This window comes from Bartonella sp. MR168JLCBS, assembly GCF_042194175.1.
Window position 1 is genome coordinate 14,768 of the sequence record NZ_JBHIMP010000009.1, and the last position, 18,859, is coordinate 33,626.

General features: G+C 37.8%; 15 protein-coding genes and 1 riboswitch. Of the genes, 9 read left to right on the forward strand and 6 right to left on the reverse strand.

The features are described 5' to 3' along the window. Positions 1-146: 146 nt before the first annotated feature. Genes gcvP through gcvT form a run of 3 tightly spaced genes read right to left on the reverse strand, consistent with a single transcriptional unit; the run spans position 147 to position 4,435 of the window. Complete coding sequence (gcvP, locus tag ACFIK8_RS06570) at positions 147-2,942, reverse strand: aminomethyl-transferring glycine dehydrogenase (RefSeq protein ID WP_375636472.1); 2,796 nt, start codon at positions 2,940-2,942, stop codon at positions 147-149. A 5-nt stretch (positions 2,943-2,947) separates the two neighbouring features. Continuing rightward, positions 2,948-3,316 (reverse strand): glycine cleavage system protein GcvH, encoded by a 369-nt coding sequence (gene gcvH, locus ACFIK8_RS06575; protein WP_273723568.1) that lies wholly within the window; start codon positions 3,314-3,316, stop codon positions 2,948-2,950. A gap of 6 nt (positions 3,317-3,322) precedes the next feature. Beyond that, positions 3,323-4,435 (reverse strand): glycine cleavage system aminomethyltransferase GcvT, encoded by a 1,113-nt coding sequence (gene gcvT, locus ACFIK8_RS06580; RefSeq protein WP_375636460.1) that lies wholly within the window; start codon positions 4,433-4,435, stop codon positions 3,323-3,325. Positions 4,436-4,572: 137 nt separating this feature from the next. Then, positions 4,573-4,670, reverse strand: a riboswitch (glycine riboswitch). Between the two features lie 446 nt (positions 4,671-5,116). On the opposite strand from gcvT, the gene ACFIK8_RS06585 reads away from it, so the two are divergent. The 4 genes from ACFIK8_RS06585 (at position 5,117) to ACFIK8_RS06600 (ending at position 9,305) form a co-directional block, all read left to right on the forward strand. After that, positions 5,117-5,779, forward strand: a complete 663-nt coding sequence (locus ACFIK8_RS06585; protein ID WP_375636459.1) for an LON peptidase substrate-binding domain-containing protein — start codon at positions 5,117-5,119, stop codon at positions 5,777-5,779. A 13-nt stretch (positions 5,780-5,792) separates the two neighbouring features. Beyond that, positions 5,793-5,999 (forward strand): Trm112 family protein, encoded by a 207-nt coding sequence (locus ACFIK8_RS06590; RefSeq protein ID WP_375636457.1) that lies wholly within the window; start codon positions 5,793-5,795, stop codon positions 5,997-5,999. Positions 6,000-6,636: 637 nt separating this feature from the next. Beyond that, positions 6,637-7,017, forward strand: a complete 381-nt coding sequence (locus tag ACFIK8_RS06595; protein ID WP_375629171.1) for a helix-turn-helix domain-containing protein — start codon at positions 6,637-6,639, stop codon at positions 7,015-7,017. 1,256 nt (positions 7,018-8,273) lie between these two features. Continuing rightward, complete coding sequence (locus ACFIK8_RS06600; RefSeq protein WP_375669055.1) at positions 8,274-9,305, forward strand: aspartate-semialdehyde dehydrogenase; 1,032 nt, start codon at positions 8,274-8,276, stop codon at positions 9,303-9,305. Positions 9,306-9,587: 282 nt separating this feature from the next. Here the strand turns inward: ACFIK8_RS06600 and ACFIK8_RS06605 are convergent, their stop codons facing one another. Beyond that, positions 9,588-10,235: an SH3 domain-containing protein gene (locus ACFIK8_RS06605; protein ID WP_375669056.1), complete on the reverse strand. Its 648-nt coding sequence runs from the start codon at positions 10,233-10,235 to the stop codon at positions 9,588-9,590. 512 nt (positions 10,236-10,747) lie between these two features. On the opposite strand from ACFIK8_RS06605, the gene ACFIK8_RS06610 reads away from it, so the two are divergent. The 3 genes from ACFIK8_RS06610 to ACFIK8_RS06620 are packed head-to-tail and all read left to right on the forward strand — an operon-like array spanning position 10,748 to position 13,280. Further along, positions 10,748-11,566, forward strand: a complete 819-nt coding sequence (locus ACFIK8_RS06610; protein WP_015856778.1) for a MetQ/NlpA family ABC transporter substrate-binding protein — start codon at positions 10,748-10,750, stop codon at positions 11,564-11,566. Positions 11,567-11,593: 27 nt separating this feature from the next. Further along, a complete protein-coding gene (locus ACFIK8_RS06615) occupies positions 11,594-12,628 on the forward strand; it encodes a methionine ABC transporter ATP-binding protein (protein ID WP_015856779.1) in 1,035 nt (344 codons plus the stop codon). Continuing rightward, entirely contained in the window at positions 12,621-13,280 is a 660-nt protein-coding gene (locus tag ACFIK8_RS06620) for a methionine ABC transporter permease (protein WP_015856780.1), read from the forward strand. The genes ACFIK8_RS06615 and ACFIK8_RS06620 overlap by 8 nt, the downstream gene beginning before the upstream one ends. 922 nt (positions 13,281-14,202) lie before the next feature. On the opposite strand, the gene ACFIK8_RS06625 is transcribed toward ACFIK8_RS06620, so the two are convergent. Then, the gene (locus ACFIK8_RS06625; RefSeq protein WP_375636453.1) at positions 14,203-14,682 is read right to left on the reverse strand and encodes a MaoC family dehydratase; all 480 of its coding nucleotides are present in this window, start codon (positions 14,680-14,682) and stop codon (positions 14,203-14,205) included. Between the two features lie 163 nt (positions 14,683-14,845). Here ACFIK8_RS06625 and ACFIK8_RS06630 point away from each other — a divergent pair, with 163 nt between their 5' ends. Beyond that, positions 14,846-16,180, forward strand: coding sequence for an NAD(P)H-dependent oxidoreductase (locus ACFIK8_RS06630; RefSeq protein ID WP_375636451.1), 1,335 nt, complete (start codon positions 14,846-14,848; stop codon positions 16,178-16,180). Between the two features lie 800 nt (positions 16,181-16,980). Here the strand turns inward: ACFIK8_RS06630 and ACFIK8_RS06635 are convergent. Next, the gene (locus ACFIK8_RS06635; protein ID WP_375636450.1) at positions 16,981-17,337 is read right to left on the reverse strand and encodes a hypothetical protein; all 357 of its coding nucleotides are present in this window, start codon (positions 17,335-17,337) and stop codon (positions 16,981-16,983) included. A gap of 1,337 nt (positions 17,338-18,674) precedes the next feature. Between ACFIK8_RS06635 and ACFIK8_RS06640 the strand changes: the two genes are divergently transcribed. Continuing rightward, positions 18,675-18,842 (forward strand): hypothetical protein, encoded by a 168-nt coding sequence (locus ACFIK8_RS06640; protein ID WP_375636449.1) that lies wholly within the window; start codon positions 18,675-18,677, stop codon positions 18,840-18,842. The last annotated feature ends 17 nt before the right edge of the window (positions 18,843-18,859 follow it).

The following is an 18,859-nucleotide window of genomic DNA, read 5'->3' on the forward strand; positions in this document are numbered from 1 at the left end:
TTTTCTCATGTTATAAAAAACTATGCAAAATTCTAGAAAATAGACAAATAACTCCATAATAACATGATCAATAAGTAAAAAACCCACACAAAATGTGTGGGCTTTTTTGTTTATGTAAATAAACAAAGTAAATACATATTTGTTATTTAATAGGTATTTCCCAATGGCGGACACGAACAAATGAGCATTCTGTCTCCCGCAACATTATCAATACGCGATACAGGAGGCCAATATTTACTGGCTGGATCAAGAGAACTGTTGGGAAAAGCAGCTTCTTGTCGCGAATAGGGTCGTTCCCAAGCATCATCTAAAGCATCTGCCACTGTATGAGGGGCATTAACCAACGGATTATTGTCTTTTGGCCAAATCCCACGACCAACTTTCTTCGCTTCTTCAGCAATAGAGAGTAAAGCATCACAGAAACGATCAATTTCTGCTTTTGGTTCTGATTCCGTTGGCTCAATCATCAAAGTTCCCGGAACAGGGAACGACATCGTGGGCGCATGGAATCCATAATCAATGAGACGTTTTGCAATATCATCAACACTCACCCCATACTGCTCTTTCAACACACGTGTATCCACAATACATTCATGAGCAACACGTCCATGCTTGCCCCGATAAAGAATGGAATAAGCGGGTGAAAGACGTGCAGCAATATAATTGGCATTTAAAATGGCTATTTGTGTTGCATATTTTAAGCCATCAGCCCCCATCATTCGAATATACATCCATGTAATCGCAAGAATAGACGCACTTCCATAAGGAGCTGCCGAAACCGCATGTGTTGTCCCATCCTGTTCATGCCCTGGTAAGAATGGTTTGAGATGCGCTGCAACTCCAATTGGTCCCATACCAGGACCACCACCTCCGTGGGGAATGGCAAATGTTTTATGAAGATTCATATGACAAACATCAGCGCCAATATCTGCAGGACGAGCAAGCCCCACAAGCGCATTGAGATTAGCACCATCGAAATAAACTTGTCCGCCATTTTCATGAATAATAGAACAAATTTCCTTAATGCTTTCCTCATAAACACCATGTGTTGAAGGATAAGTAATCATGAGAGCAGCCAATTTATCCTTATGCAATTGCGCTTTCATTTTGAGATCGTCTACATCAACATCACCATCGCTTAAACATTTTACCACAACGACTTCCATACCTGCCATATGTGCCGAAGCTGGATTGGTACCATGCGCAGATGCAGGAATAAGACAAACTGTACGTTGATGTTCTCCCCGTGATTGGTAATATCGTCGGATAGCTAAAAGCCCCGCATATTCACCTTGAGCACCAGAATTTGGCTGAAAAGAAACTTGCGCAAATCCTGTAATTTCACACAACCATGCATTTAACTGATTAATCATCTCTAAATAACCCGCTGCATCCTCTTGTGAAACAAAGGGGTGTATATTGGCCATACTAGCCCAACTTACAGGCATCAATTCAGCCGCCGCATTAAGCTTCATTGTACAAGAGCCAAGAGGAATCATAGCACGATCCAGCGCCAAATCCTTATCCGCCAAACGACGCAAAAAGCGCATCATATCTGTCTCTGAATGAACCGCATGAAAAAAAGGCTGGGAAAGAAAAGCAGCATTCCGCTTTTTGCCAAAGAGTCGTGGAGAAACCTGATCGCCTAATTGTGCCCCAAAAAGCTGCGCTAAAGCACAAGCATCTTCTTCTGTCGATAATTCATCAAAATTGATTGCAATGGTGTCATCATCGAGAACACGAATAAGGCGTCCACTCATTTTGGCTTGATGTGCAATCTCTTTCGCTTTTCCCTTCACAACAATGCTTACACAATCAAAAAAAGATTCTCCTTCACAAAAAACACCTGCAGCCTCTAAACCAGCAACAAAACGACATGTTAAATGATGAATTCGCTGCGCAATTTCTTGTAAACCTTTCGGCCCATGCCAAACAGCATAAGCGGTTGCCATATTAGCCAACAAAGCCTGTGCTGTACAAATATTTGACGTCGCTTTATCGCGCCGAATATGTTGTTCACGTGTTTGCAAAGCTAAACGAAAACCAACACGCCCTCTCGTATCCACGGATTGACCAACAATACGCCCTGGAATAAGACGCGTTAACGCATCACTCACTGCAAGGTAACCAGCATGTGGACCACCAAAGCCCATTGGAACGCCATAACGCTGCATAGAGCCAACAACGATATCTGCCCCCCATTGAGCAGGTGGCTCCATAAGGGTAAGCGCTAAAGGATCAGCCACAACGATAACTAAAGCTCCTTTTTCCTTTGCCTCTTTTATGATCTCACTGTAATCATGAAAAGCACCTTTTGTATCTGGCCAAGACAAAACAATTGCCGCTGTATTAGAACAAATTTTCCTCTCTTGGCTGATACAAATACCTTGTGTTTCAGCACGCGTTTGCGCAACACTTAAAGTCTGAGGATGTAAAAGACTCTGAAGAGAAATCTTCGTCTTTTTCTCACGGGAAAAGCGAAAAGCGAGGGCATTGGCTTCAGCTAAAGCTGTTGCTTCATCAAGAAGGGAAGCAGCAGCAACAGGCAAACCTGTGAGTTCACTCACCAATGTCTGAAAATAAAATAAAAGTTCTAAACGACCTTGGCTAATTTCTGCTTGATAAGGCGTATAAGCAGTATACCAAGCAGGATTTTCAAACAGATTTCGTAAAATAACTGGGGGCACATGAGTTCCATGATATCCTTGCCCAATAAAACTTTTGTGCACACAATTACGCTCCATCATCTTGGAGAGTTCTTCCAAGGCTTGTCCTTCACTAGCAGCCTTTGGTAAATTAAGTGAACGTCCCAAATAGATAGAATGTGGAACAGCTTGAGAAATGAGTGTATCAACACAATCAAGCTCTAAAACATCAAGCATTTTTTGTGTTTCATCAGGACGCAGCCCAATATGTCGAGAAGAAAAAGAACGCTCGATCATGATACTCATCCAATCAAAGCCTTATAAGCATCTTTATCCAACAACCCTTCCAGTTGTGTCTCATCCTGCAATGTCATTTTCCATAACCAGCCTTCTGTTTCGGCTTTCTGATTTACCAATTCAGGATTATCAGCCAATGCTTCATTTATTTCGACCACTTCACCATCAAGAGGAGCATAAACATCTGAAGCGGCTTTCACCGATTCCACAACAGCAGCTGCCTCTCCTTTGGAAAGTTTTGTCCCACTTTGTGGTAAATCAACAAAAACCAAATCTCCTAATTGCTCTTGCGCATAATGCGTAACCCCAACAGTCACCACTTTTCCTTCAACGCTAAGCCATTCATGGTCTTGTGTAAAATAAGTTTTAGACATAAAAAATCATCCTTTAAAATAACGTTGTTCAACAAAGGGAAGTGAATGAACTGATAATACAATCTTTTTGCCTCGCAGTTCTGTAAAGACTTGTGTCCCTTCAACTTTACAATCAACAGAAACATAACCCATCGCGACAGGACCATCAAAAGAAGGACCAAAACCACCTGATGTTACAACTCCAATCTCATTACCTTGATCATCAAGAAGCACCGCACCAGCACGAATAGGTTGGCGCGTTTGCGGTTTTAATCCAACACGACAACGAGCAGGTCCTTTTTGCAGCGCTTCAAGAAAAGCCTTCGCGCCATAAAATTGTGCTTTTTCTCGAACACTTTTAGGAACAGCCCATGTTAGAGCCGCATCAATAGGTGTCGTATCAGGGGTAATGTCATTTCCATGCAAACACAGCCCTGCTTCCAACCGCAAGCTATCGCGTGCTGCAAGTCCAATCCACTCAACACGAGAATCACTCAGCAATTTTTCAGCCAACATATGCGCATGCCCTATAGGCAAAGCAATTTCAAAACCATCCTCTCCCGTATACCCAGAACGCGTTATAAACCAATCTTGTTGTGGTTCGAATCCTTGCATAAAGAACAATTCATTCCCTGGCAAATCGGCATCAGCAAGAACAGCGGCCGCTTCAGGACCTTGAAGAGCAAGCAATACCCTTTCAAGAGCAATCACTTGACATTCAAAATCAACCGCACGCTTTTCCAATTCTACAAAATCAGCCTGTGCATTCCCAGCATTGGCGACCAACATAAAACGGTCCTCTTCCAAACGGGTAATGATAAGATCATCAAGAATACCAGCCTGCTCATTAAGCAAGTAATTATACCGTGAGTGCCCAATCTTTAAAGCTGCTGCATCAATGGGAAAAGCATAGGACAAAAATTCCACGGCTTGTGCCCCTTCAACGGCAATCAATTTCATATGAGAAATATCAAAAAGTCCCGCATGTGCACGCGTATGAAGATGCTCTTTCAAAACGCCAAGAGGATACGTTAAAGGCATGTTCCACCCCGCAAAAGCACCAAATTTTGCTCCTGCTTTTTCATGCATATCATATAAAGGAAGTGTTTTTAAAAAAGATGTTTCTTGTGCTGTGCCCATAATAACTCCAAAGCTGCGCTAACGCCCACAGAATATGACCGTCTCTGCACCCCTCTGTCATCAACCTGAGAGACTCGCGAAAAGATTTTTCGCTTACACCTTCGGCGCGGGCTCTCCCGACTTTCCAGATCTGCCTTCTTCCTTTTACGGTCCTTAAAGCCTGAGAGATTATGGGCTATTTCCCCTTCGGCGGCAATGCGAAAATTCGCAATCTGCACTCTCCCGCAAAAGAATGAAAGAAACGATAACGCTCTTTCCAGCATGCCCTAACCTATAACCTATCTTTATCACACTGTCATTAGTAAAGTGATGAAAATGTTCTCATTTTAAAACTTGCGTAAGCTGCTTCAAAAGATTTATAATAGTATCCTTTTGAACCTTACAAAAATTGCAAGGAACACATTTTAGGAAATTTAAGACAAAATCAAAAGCTATAAACAAAAATACCTCTTGAAAATCATGCAAAACGTCACACACTAAAAAGATCGCAAAGCAATATTCTTTCTCGCGCAGTTCAACCTTAAAGATAGGGTTTCATATTCTTTTTTTAGAATAAGGACTTCAAGTATTTTATAAGTATGATTTTAATGTACAAGAAGTAGGTTTTCTGCTTTCTCAATAGTGTCATAAATTGCGACTATTTACAGACTAAAACTACCGAACAAAGGTGACAAAATACTCATGAAAGCTGGTAATATCTCTTACAATTGCGAAAATGATCTTCCAAAGCAAATTGCCCTTTTTCCTTTAGAAGGTGCACTCTTACTACCCGGCGGTTTTTTATCACTCAACATTTTTGAACCAGAATCACTTGAAATGATTGAAACCGTTATGGTAACTGATCGTCTATTGGGCATTATTCAACCACTTTCATCGAATACAGACCGCTTTTCTACACAACTTTATAAAACAGGCTGTATAGGACGCATTACAAACTACAGTGAAACAGGAAATGGACAACTGTTCATTATCTTACAAGGTGTTTGCCGCTTCACCTTAGAACAAGAATTGACAAACACAAAATCCTATCGAACAGCTCTCATCCAATCAAACATAAAAGATTTGCAAGAATTTGATGTTGAAGAAAGCATTAACCGAGAGAGCTTACTCGACGTTGTAGAAAAATATCTAACCATACATGAAATGGAATATAATTGGAGCAGTATCATAGAAGCCCCTACACCTATATTGGTTAATGCTTTTTCAGCTCTTATCCCCTTTACACCAGCAGAAAAACAAGCTCTCCTTGAAGCTCCAGATATCGAAAGCCGTGCCCAAACTCTTCTTGCATTAACAGAACGCTCACTCATGAAACAAACAGGTACAGATTACCGTTTAAACTAATGAACGTCCAAACATGAAAAAAATGACCACAGATCCCAAAATGCTCGAATTGCTCGTCTGTCCGATAACGAGAGGCACACTCTCTTACAACCGAAAAAAACAAGAGCTCATTTCTCTCAAAGCCAAACTTGCCTATCCTATTCGTGATGGTGTTCCCATTATGCTTGCCTCAGAAGCACGCCCTTTGCAAAACAATGAAAACGTAGCGTATAAAAAATAAGAAAATTTCGTTCATTTTTTCTGGAGAAAGCTGTTATCAATCACTGCTCTATGAAACGCTCTCTTTTGCTCATGCAATCTTTTTAATATTGGTATTTTAAACGCTAATCCATTACACGCCAGCACCAGCATTCTCTTTACCAACTCCCCTCTTTACCAACTTCCAATGTTATACTTACTCTAAAAAGTCTTTTGTTTCTGAATGCGAAAAGAAGCTTCCGTTTCTATACACAATAAATGGATAAAAGTCATATAGTTACAATTTTAAATATTCCCCATAATGATCACCAAGAAATTGTCCTAAATTTCATCAAAATAAAGGGATGCATTGCAACAGTTGCATGTAAACTTTGCAAAAAACAACCAAACCAACTGCTGTCACTCTGGTTGACGATTTAAAGAAATTATCCTATGAATGAACTTGTGTTTTTGATCGTATACGCAGCGATCAATAGGGCCTGGAAGCCCTAAAACCGAGTATAAAATAAACCCGCTTTTTGCGGATATCCCGGAATTTCCGGGGGCTCTTGTTATGTCCAAGTGCTCTCAGCACTAAAAGCAAGAGGCTGGCTCGGTTTCAGCACTTCCAGACCCCGGAATACTAATGCGAGGGCGCTCGCAACCGGAGGGGGAGCAAAGTGCGAGCCAAAAATTTACATTTTTATGACATTTCTTTAGGCAAAAAAATTCGCTTTAGAAGAAACCTCATGGGTTTTTCTCAAAAACAATTAGGGAGTCATTTGGGCGTAACATTTCAACAAATTCAAAAGTATGAGAAAGGTTTAAATCGCGTAAGTGCAAGACGTTTACAAGAAATTGCTCATATATTAGATGTTCCCGTTTCCTTCTTTTATGCTGATAACACAAAAAAAGAAGATCCCTTCTATCATTGTGATGACAGAGTAGAAAGCAAAGCAGAATATTTACTTTTGCAAAGTTTTAGAATGCTGACCCGCAAAAAACAAAGGGCTATTTTGCAGTTGATTTCTGGTGAAAAAAATGACCCCTTATTTTCATAAATTCACTGAAAGAACAATCAACATCCTTAATAACATTGAAAAGAATTTTGACTGTCTCCCCACACCTCATGAGAACGAAATTTCTTAAATCTAATCTGGTCTGTAAATAGTCCGAATTCTAACGAGTTTAACTTAGCTATAGCGCGTTGATTTATAATGATAATCTAACGTTATGTATATTGAATGAGTGTCTCGAATATCGTAAAATTCTTTCATTTCAAACTTGTTCTATATTGAATCAATCAAAATCACTTATTTGCACATTACAAGCAAAGTTGGCATGTAAATAAACGTGAGAGTAAAAATGTACAAAAAGGCATACCTCTTAATTGAATCGTCTCACATACCAAGAACTGTAGCCACATTGAGTGCTGGAAAATGTATGATGGTGCTAACTTGCTCTTTTATTAAACATTAAACATGGGGGTGTTCAACGGCTTTCCACTCATATAATCCACTTGAAACAAAAAGCTCGCCAAACAAGCCTAAGAATATTCCCACACACTTAAATATATCAAGAAAGCTTAAAGATCACCATACTTCAAATGACGATATTTTATAGCATAACAGGATTAAAGTAAAAATAAGACACGAAAAAACTATATGTATAACTTTCATAAGAATTTATTTATATAATGGATACTTAAGTTTATCTTGTTGTGCCATAAATTCTATCATTTAAGGAATGAGAATATGAAGCATGCATACCTCCTTGAAACATTCAAATGTTTTTTAGGTGCCAAATGTCTTTTTAAATATTTTTAGGCTTGCTTGTTGAGCCTTAAGTTCAAGTGAAAAATGGGAAGTTGCTAAAAGTAACCGCTAGAATCTGGCTGTTTACAGACTGTAATAGGAAGCTTCGCTTTTAAAGGCATAGGGAGAAGATCAAATACTTCAACACTTAACAGATAAGGTATTAAAAGATTCCCCCAACGCAATACGTAATAGCATCCTTAAAAAATTCAAAAGTGTGAAGGTAAACAATTGACAGAAGATATGGAATTCACTTAATTAAAGTGCTCTCTAAAAGAGATAACAGTTTAGCGTACAATATTCAATTTTTCAATTCTGAAAGATTAAAAAGACGTATCATTTGAAATAAAACAACTTATTGTGCTGCTGATGGTGATTGATGTGTACAAAATTGAGTTGTTGAAAATCAAAAATATAATTTAATGATGTTCCTTGACCAACTCACTCTCTCCTGAGTATAGCACGGGGAATAAACGTGGAGAGACATGAGGAGTATATAGAAAATGAGTTTTAAAGTTGCAATTGTCGGCGCAACCGGAAATGTTGGTCGTGAAATGCTTACAATTTTAGAGGAACGTGGTTTTCCTGCGCATGAAATTGTCCCTCTAGCATCACGACGCTCATTAGGACAAGAAGTTTCTTATGGAGATAAAACTTTAAAAGTAAAAGCACTGGATACTTACGATTTTTCTGACACAGATTTTTGTCTGATGTCTGCGGGAGGAAGCATTTCCAAAGAATATGCTCCTAAAATCGCTGCCGCTGGCTGTGTCGTCATCGATAATTCCTCCACGTGGCGCTATGATTCCAATGTTCCGTTGATCGTCCCTGAAGTCAATGCCGAAGCTATAAATGCCTTTTCTAAGCGTAATATTATAGCAAATCCTAATTGTTCAACAATTCAACTGGTCTTAGCTTTAAAACCTCTCCATGATGCTGCAATCATTAAACGTGTTGTTGTCTCTACATATCAGTCGGTTTCTGGAGCTGGTAAAGAAGGAATGGACGAACTTTTCGAACAATCACGTGCTGTTTTTGTTGCTGACCCAATTACATCAAAAAAATTCACTAAACGCATTGCCTTTAATGTCATTCCTCATATCGATGTTTTCATGGAAGATGGTTATACAAAAGAAGAATGGAAAATGACTGCTGAGACGAAGAAAATTCTCAATCCGAAGATTAAATTAACAGCCACTGCTGTTCGTGTCCCTGTCTTTATCGGTCATGCCGAAGCTGTCCATGTTGAATTTGAAAAACCACTAAGCGTATCTGAAGCACGAGCGCTTCTCCGCGATGCTCCCGGTTGTCAGCTTATCGATAAACACGAAGATGGTGGCTATACCACACCTTATGAATGTACCGGAGAAGATGACACCTTTATTAGCCGTATTCGTGAAGATATCACCGTTGAAAATGGTTTAGCTTTCTGGGTTGTCGCCGATAATTTAAGAAAAGGAGCAGCATTGAACGCAGTTCAAATTGCTGAATTGCTCATTTCTCGTAATTTGATAAAGCCTAAGTCCGTAAATTAACGCCCTGTCCGAAAGGATGAAGAGCCCTAGCCGGTCTGTCAAAAGTCCGGCTTCTCTTCAGCAGGATCTTCCCCTGCTGGGGATTCATACCGCCAGTCTAAAGGACTGTAATTCGGGGTATTGACCAATTTTACTCTGAATATCCATGAATACCTCGCCACCTTAATTAATCATCGCAGTCTTAATGCCATTTTACGGTACAATAGGATCGGCAGCATAAGCATTTTTTGCTTCATGCTGCTGATCCTTTTTGTCATTCCGGTTGTGAAATTAACTTTACCCTTATCGAGCAGGATAAGTCACAACACGGTAACGTGTTTCATTACGTTCAAAATTTTTGTAATTGACATTATCAGGAAAGAAGGGGTTATAAGCATTTACGTGCTTTACAGAAACTCCTTGTGCTTTGGGCGAAGGATTTAAAATTGTCCGTTCATCTCTTTTTTTGACACCTGTAGAATCGATAATCATATCTGTTCTGTAGAGTTTTTGTATGTTTTTCCGTGTTTTTTGAATCGCCGGAAGAGCTTTAAAACCAGAAACAACCTGTTTTACTTTTTCTTTTTTTACTTTTGGCGATTTTCTCATAGCATTTGGCTTTACTGGCATCTTTGTAAAAGCAACGGTAGGAACATTGTTGACATTGACATAACGTGCAGATGCCCAACCAACCTTTCCGTGATAACCAAGAGAACACCAAGTTTTATTGGATAGACAGCCATAAATTTGCACTTTTGCTCCCATTGGAACCATTGAGATCACTTTGTAAGCTGTCGCAGGACCTGTGCGTAAAGATACCTGACCTGAAGTAACACGAGCAACTGTTCCTGCAATGGTTCCAGCTTCCGCGTGAGAAGCAGTCACAGCCACCCCCGACGCTCCCAAAGCCCATAAAATCATTGTTGTTGATAAAAATTTCTTTCTTAACATTATTTTTCTTCCTCTCTCAAAACATGTGAAAGGCAAAATTTCGCCTTTGCAAAAATTTGCCGCGTTTAAATCCAATGATCCGCAACTTTTATTTCCCGCCCAAAAGACCCCACAACATTGTAACAAAATCTCTCTTTATTCCCCCTCTACACGAACACGGACTTTTGATCTTGATTGCGCAGTATGCTCCTCATAAATTTACAGCTAAAGCATCATCTGATTGTCTGGTTCTTCAACCAATCGTCCCTTAAAGAAGTTTTTCAAGTGTTATTGGTTCCCTCAACAAATGATTACAATAAAAGAATTGATTTCCTGAATTTCAGAGAATTACTGAGAATGAATGATGATAAGCCCCCAAAATACTAAAAATAGAAGGAAAAATAATACTCTTTTAAAAATAAAAGTGATTGAATATTCTCTAAAGCTTGTATAACTTTAAATCTCCTTAGAAAAATACAGAGTATATTGAAACTTCCCTCAAAAAATCTCTTGGAAAAGAAAGTTAAAAGCACATGACATTAAAATTTTTTTCTCGTAGTCGGATTATAGGATTATTCCTCTCTCTCTTTGCACTTTTTTTATCTACGGTTTTTGTCATGGCTACAGACAAATCAAAAATCAAACTTGGTATTATGGAAGGGCGGGATGCGATTATTTGGAAAACTGCTGCTGAACAGGCTAAAAAGGCCGGCTTAGATATTGAACTCGTTTATTTTTCTGATTACGCTTTGCCTAATGACGCTGTTAACGCAGGAGAGATCGATGCGAATGCTTTTCAGCACGCTCCTTATCTTAATGAACAAATGAAACAACGTGGCTATAAACTTTCAATTGTCGGCTATACATTTATTGCTCCAATCGGTGTTTATTCGCACAAAATCAAAGACTTAAAAGATCTACGTGATGGTGCACATGTTGGTATTCCAAACGACCCATCTAATGGTGGAAGAGCCTTACTTCTTCTCAATTCTTTAGGTCTCATTAAGTTAAAAGACCCCCATAATATTCTTGCATCTCCACTTGATATTATCGAAAATCCTAAAAACCTGCAAATTCGTGAGCTCGATGCTGGTATGTTAGGGCGAGCTATTGACGATTTTGATCTTGCAATTATAAACACAAACTGGGCTATTGTTTCCGGATTAAACTTCGAAAAAGATGTCGTCGCATGGGAGAGCGCAAAAAATAATCCTTATGATAATATCATCGTTGTACGCACGAGCGAAAAAGATGAGCCATGGGTTAAAAAATTAGTTGCCGCTTACAACAACGATCTTATCCGTGCAAAAATCAAAGAGATTTTTGGCAAAACCGCCCAAACTTCTTGGTAATTGTGCCAAATATCCGAGTAATTGTGAATGGAAAAACCTACCCTTATCTCCTTAAAAAACATCAGCCGTTGTTTTAACAAAACGGCTGGTGTTCCGGTAATTAATAATCTCTCTTTAAATATCCATGCTGGTGAAATCCTTGGGATTATTGGGCGCAGTGGAGCAGGAAAATCAACACTTATCCGCTGTTTAAATGGGTTAGAGAAGATTGATGCAGGGTCCATTTTTTTTGAAGGTGTTGATATTTCAAATCTATCAGAGATAGAGTGGGCGCCTTACCGTCAACGAATTGGGATGATTTTTCAACATTTCAATCTTCTCTCATCGCAAAATATTCTTGATAACATTGCATTGCCGCTTAAATTAAGTGGTGTAAGTAAAAAACAACGCCACAAACGTGCCCTTGAACTGATTGAATTGGTTGGGTTATATGGAAAAGAATATTGCTATCCGGCACAATTGTCAGGGGGGCAAAAACAACGCGTTGGCATTGCTCGTGCGCTCGCTGCTAATCCTAAAATATTGTTATCAGATGAAGCCACCTCTGCTCTTGACCCTGAAACAACACAATCTATTCTAGAGCTCCTTGCTGATATTAATAAACACCTCAATCTCACGATTGTGCTCATCACCCATGAAATGGAAGTTGTGCGCACCATAGCGCATCGCGTTGTTGTTCTTAATCAGGGGAACATCGTAGAAGAAGGACGTGTGAAAGACATCTTTACATCACCGCAAGACGATACAACCATAGCCATGCTCAAGCTTGTCACCCCGCAACTTCCTGAAAAATTTGCGAAAAATCTCAAACCAATCGGGCGAGAAGCTGTCATTGAAATCAATATTGCCGGTGAAATTGCCCAGCAGCCTTTTCTTCATCTTCTAGAAAATGAGAGTGGTTTAAAAGCACGTATTTTGCATGGTGGCATTGATACAGTTCAAGATGAAACCATCGGGCGACTCTTCTTGGCTCTTCCTGGAGAAGATAAAGAAGCTTTAGAAAAAGCTGTTCAATGGTTAACGAAAAAAGGACGATATTGTGAGGTGTTAGGCTATGTTTAATGTTCTGTCTCATGAACTTCCCCAAGCTGTTATTGATACAATATTGATGACACTTAGTGCTTCTTTTATGGCATTTATTATAGGACTTCCCCTTGGTCTTCTTCTTCACACAACAGCACGCGGGGGGATTTTTTCCTCATCTCTCATCAATCGCCCTTTAAGCATGATCATTGACAGTATTCGTGCCATTCCCTTTATTATTCTTGCATTTTATCTTCTTCCCGTTACGCGTATCGTTGTAGGAAGAGGGATAGGAATGCCTGCTGTAATTTTTATACTGACCATTTCAGCTATTCCTTTTTATGCACGCATGGCGGAACTCTCTTTTAAAACCGTTGAAAACGGTCTCATTGAAGCGATCCGCTCTATGGGTGCAAGCCGTCTTCAAATTATCAGACATGTTCTTATTCCTGAAGCTCTCCCTAGCCTGATTACAGGTTTTACAGTCATGGTCATTTCTCTCATAGGAGCCACCTCACTTGCTGGATATCTTGGTGGAGGCGGTTTAGGGGATATGGCAATCCGCTATGGCTATCAACGCTATAATACCTTCATCATGACCATTGTCATCATTCTTTTGATCATGCTCAATATTATAACCCAATGGACTTCTGATAAAATCGTACAAAAACTTGATAAAACAAAACATTAAAAGACTTAGAATTTCACATACCAGTATCATCATCCTCTTTGCCACTTTCCAAGTGCAACAACCCTTGGTTATCGAAAACGTTCATAAGAGATTAGGAACTTTTTTCTTAAACCGTTTTTATCTCTCCCCATCCGTTTGTAACATGAAAGAAAATAGTTTTAACTGATTGAATATAAAAGGAAATGAAATGAGAGATCTTACAATATTTGAAACTCTCTCTTAACATAAAAATGATAAATTATCATGTCAAATTAAGACATTGGTCACGACCTTTCCCAACCTTAGACAACATATTGAATAAGAACTCTGAATACCGTAAGGTCCTCTCATTCCCAATTTGTTCCATATCGAATTAATCAAAATCTCTCGCTTGCATGTTACAAGCAGGAAGAGCCGTGTGAGTAAAAACTATACAAGCAAGGAAGGCGTGCCTCTTATGAATTGTCTCAAGCACCAAGACCTGTCTTAACATTGGGTGCTAGCATATAAGGTGCTAGCATATAATATGATAGTACCGGTTTTCTTCTTCACAAGCATAAAGATATGGGGTGCTCAATGGCTTTACCGTTATACTATTCACAGGCGCCATTGCGAAATGGGTGTGACGAGCGTTGAGAGATGTTTCTTTAAAATAAGCCCGTGAATTAGCAACGCAAGTATATTCCATTTGAAACATTCTGTTTATGTGAGGGCTATGATCCCATTAAAGAATGCTATAAACAAAAGCGTGAGGCAATGCACTATCTTCACCAAGAAACTCCTCTTCAAAAAGATCTAGGAAAGATAGCAATCTGCTATAGCTATCAACGCTATGATAGCTCCAGCATATCTATCACCCTATAGATTATTCTCAATATTATCATTGAAGAAACTTCTCATAGAATTGTACAAAAATTTTATAAAATAAAGTACTCAAACTAATCTAGATATTGGAAGATTTTTCCCCCATCACTGCCACAATAAGCCACTGAGCCGTAAGAGCTGGTTTTTTTAACTGTTCAATTTCTACCGTAACCCCATAATGGAAAACCACTCGACCAGAAGGGCGAATTTCTGCATCATCTAACACAAAACGCGCACGTACCCGTACCCCTGTTTTCACAGGACTCATGAAGCGTACTTTATCGAAACCATAATTAATCCCCATTGTGCTCCCCTCCAACTCTGGAAGTGCCTCATAAGCGAGCGTAGACAAAAGCGATAATGTTAAAAACCCATGAGCAATTGTGCCTCCAAAAGGTGTCTTTTTAGCCTTTTCCTCATCAACGTGTATCCATTGATGATCATCTGTAGCACATGCAAACTGATTAATCATATCCTGTGTAACAAGACGCCACCCCGATAATCCCACTTCTTTCCCAATAAAACTGGTGACATCTTGTACTGCTATTTTTTGCTGCATAACGCTATTCCTATTTTATTTGATAAAAACAACCACCCCTCTTGCTTTTATAAAATCCATTGATTAGAGCATCAAGAATAAAAGATTAATTGTCTTAAAAACAAATGCACCTTATGAATGAGAAAAGCTCTTTAGCAGAATAGTTTTCAAATGGGAAAAAAGAATGGCAAGCAATGTGAACCTAACAGGTTTAGCGCATGATTTGAAACAACGTGCAGAAAAGCATCCCCCCATCCGTATTGGACTGATTGGTTGTGGTGAAATGGGCACAGATTTATTATCAAGTATTGCGCATATGGATGGTATAACAGTCGCTGCAGTAGCCACTAGGACGCCGTCACGTATTTTTGATGCCGCTACAATGGCCTATGGCGAGGATGGACATGTCTGTGAAGTTGAAAATACTTATGCTCTCACGCAAAGCATTGAAAAAAATTTGATTGCAGCAACAGATGATATTAACCTTGTTTTACGTCATGAACAAATTGATATTATCGTTGATGCAACAGGCTATCCCGAAGCAGGAGCAGAAATTGGTATCAAAGCGCTTGAGAATAACAAACATCTTGTCATGATGAATGTTGAAGCAGATGTTACAATTGGCGCTTATCTCAAACATGAAGCAGAAAAACGAGGGCTCATTTATACACTTGGTGCCGGAGATGAACCAACTTCTTGTATGGAACTCATAGAATTTGTTTCAGCCCTTGGACATAAGATTGTTGCAGCAGGTAAAGGAAAAAATAATCCTCTGCGCTTTGATGCTACACCTGATGCTTACGAAGAAGAAGCATTCCGGCGTAATATGAATGTGCGCATGTTGGTTGAATTTATTGATGGTTCCAAAACGATGGTTGAAATGGCAGCAATTGCCAATGCCACTGGACTTCTCCCCGATTGCCCAGGAATGCATGGACCACAAGCGGCGCTGCAAGATCTAAACAAAGTGCTTATCCCAAAACAAGATGGAGGCATTTTGCAGCGATATGGTATTGTAGATTATTCAACAGGCCAAGGTGTTTCCCCAGGTGTCTTTGTCATTGCAGAAATAGCGCACCCACGTTTACGCGAACGTATGGAAGATTTAAAAATTGGTCAGGGGCCTTATTTCACCTTTCACCGTCCCTATCATTTAACAGCAATGGAAGTTCCCCTCACCTGCGCACGCGCTATGCTTTATGGCAAAAAAGATATGGTTCCTCTTAGCCATCCCGTAGTAGAAGTCTGTGCTGTTGCTAAAAAAGATTTACATCCAGGTGATCAGCTAGACTTTATCGGTCTTTATACTTATCGCGCTTGGATAATGAACATCGCAGAAGCACGCGCTCACCACGCCATTCCTTGTGGTCTTTTAGAAAAAGCAACAGTAACAGCTGCAATTAAAAAAAACGAACTCATTACAATACATAATACTGCTATTCGTGAAGATCAATGGATTGCGCGTCTTCGTGCTAAACAAGACCTTTTACTTCATGTCCCTTCTTCCGCTAAGCTATAAACACTCCTTAATTACCTTACTTAACAGCATCTTTCCCTGACACGACAGAACAACCCAGAATACACTTGTATCGCAAATAAAAGTATTTATCTTTTAATAAAGGCATTTTCAACGATGCATATCACCACTTCCTTCTCACAATATGGCGCGTAAATGCTACAATATAAACCACCCCATGAGATGGCATAAGATTCATTGTGTATCACTATCTTTACTCTATAAAGATACAAACCGGCATCATCATTTTATTTGTCAATATTACGACAGCCCTTGAGCCTTTGAGATGATTCATGAGAAGAATTTTTACTCTTTTTTTGATAATCTTATCCATACACGAACGCAACTTGTTCTATGTAAAAAATACTTTTGATGGATTTAACATAAACAAATTTGAAATAATAATTTATCATTTTTCTTATTGCATAAGAGCCATGAATAAGGGATATTTTTTATTTTATCCTCTTATAAAAGATAAAAAATTTTAAAAAGGATAAAATATGCCTTTAATGAATAATCTTCATATGAGAGAAGGTAAACAATATTAAAAGGCTGATAAAGATAGTAAGTATACTAGCCTTATTACTAGGAAATAACCATAAACTGTAAAAAATGAGGTTACACTATTTTGTAAAAAAACATAAATGTAGGACATTGAACTTTAATAATGTTAATAAAAGCTACATTTGGTATTAATAATAGTGATTTTTCCATCCAATACAGTATAAATAAGTTCAAATATTTATTTTTTCAAAATCATGAAATGAACAAAAAAATCATCGACTTTGTCGATGAGCTTTCTACTAAAGTGTAGTGAATATTCCCCAAAGAGATACAACAGCACCTAATACATCCCCAATACATAAAGAAGCAAGAAGTGATATAATACCTATTCCCCCCCAAAAAGCTGCACCTGAAAAGGCAGCAGTTTTTTCAGCTTTCCCCAAAGCAATAGCATTTTGTTCCTCAACGCCTTGAATAACAGCTCTATCCACAGCTTTAATAACTACATTTTTTTCTAGTGTAGAAATAGTAACTGCCACACTCTCTTGAAATTGATTTTTTACAAAACTTGCATTTCCCTCTATAGTTTGTACAAAAAAAAGAATAAATAGTGTAAAAGTAAATGAACATACACGATTTTTAAATATTTTAAACATAGCTTTCTTTGCTCCTCTTTTCTTCACTGAAAAAATGAAAGAATATTCACATATATAAAAACCAAAACTTATATTTAATTATTTATATAATTACACATAATAAAATATTATCTGTAATTATATTACAGATATAACACATTGTGTATTGAATGTAAAGACACAAAAACAACAAATGATAAAAATAATTTAAAATGTAATTAAATTTTAAAGAACTATAACATTTAAAACTGTCAATCTAATGATAATTCTTCTATATTATTTCAATAAATATAAAAATGAAATATTACTTAATGAATTTTTATTATATCGCTCATCAATAAACTTGAAAATAAAATTGATAGCGAATAAAAACCTCGATCTAAAACAAATCTATCCTAATAAATAAACCTTAAAATAGTGTATTATTTTTCTATAAAACAGTTATAAAATGTAAAAATAAATCAAGATCTCTATTTTCAAATAGAAAAGACGTTAATAAAATGATTCTCAACTTTTACTGATATATAAAGAAAAATAGCGCATAGCATCTTCAAAAAGGTAATTCAGCACCTTTATCTCATACAGCATAAAGAACTTAAATATTGACTTTAAAACCCAATAAAACAAACGCATAAAATAAGTAAATCTATCAGATTTACAAAAACATTATAAGCAACACTAGAGCACCAACAAACTACCTAAAATTAAATAAAAAGAGAGTCATGAAAAATGAGATGATCCCCCAAAATACTGAAAAGCAATTTTCTTTCTTAATTCTCATAAAAGTTATTCCATATTTTTCGTCAATATTGTAGAGCGCAGCCCTATTTATCTTTTGAGTAATTATATTTACTCTGTATTAGTAAAAAATAATTCTCTTTGAAATAAATTTTTGGCAATATTCACATAACTGTCTGCAATTTGTGCAAAATAAATAATTAATCAAATGCTTGAAAGAAAAGTGGTAGAGAAACTGACTAAAAATTGCATTTTTGAGATACCAACTTAAGTAAGCGCATTGAAAAAATAACGCCATGAAAACTGATATTGAATGATAAATTTAGCAATCGATCATTTTAATAGCAGGATACTAATCTATAATAATAATTTCTTGTTTTGCATGTTGAATGAGAGGGCTGATTATTATAAGACTCTCTTAATTTTAACTCTGTTTATATTGAATCAATCAAAATTCTTCGCTTTCAAATCACAAAAGAAAACGATGTGTGTGTAAACACACTTGAAAAAAGGAAAATTTCACTTATGAGATATTTTAACTATCAAGCGCTGTTAACACAATATTGAAAACTGGCAAAGTGAATGGTGGTGTCGCTTTTTACTTTAAAAAAGTAAATATAGTGAAGTACAATATATTTTATATTATGAGGATTTACCGTTATACCCTTCACGAACAGCGTCGCAAAATAGGCTTGGATACCTTAGGAAAGGTTTCTTTAAAACAAGCATATCAATGTGCAACACAATGGCGTTCTGTTTATCATGTATCCAACGGTGTTTCTTCTTGAATCATCTTATAAACTCA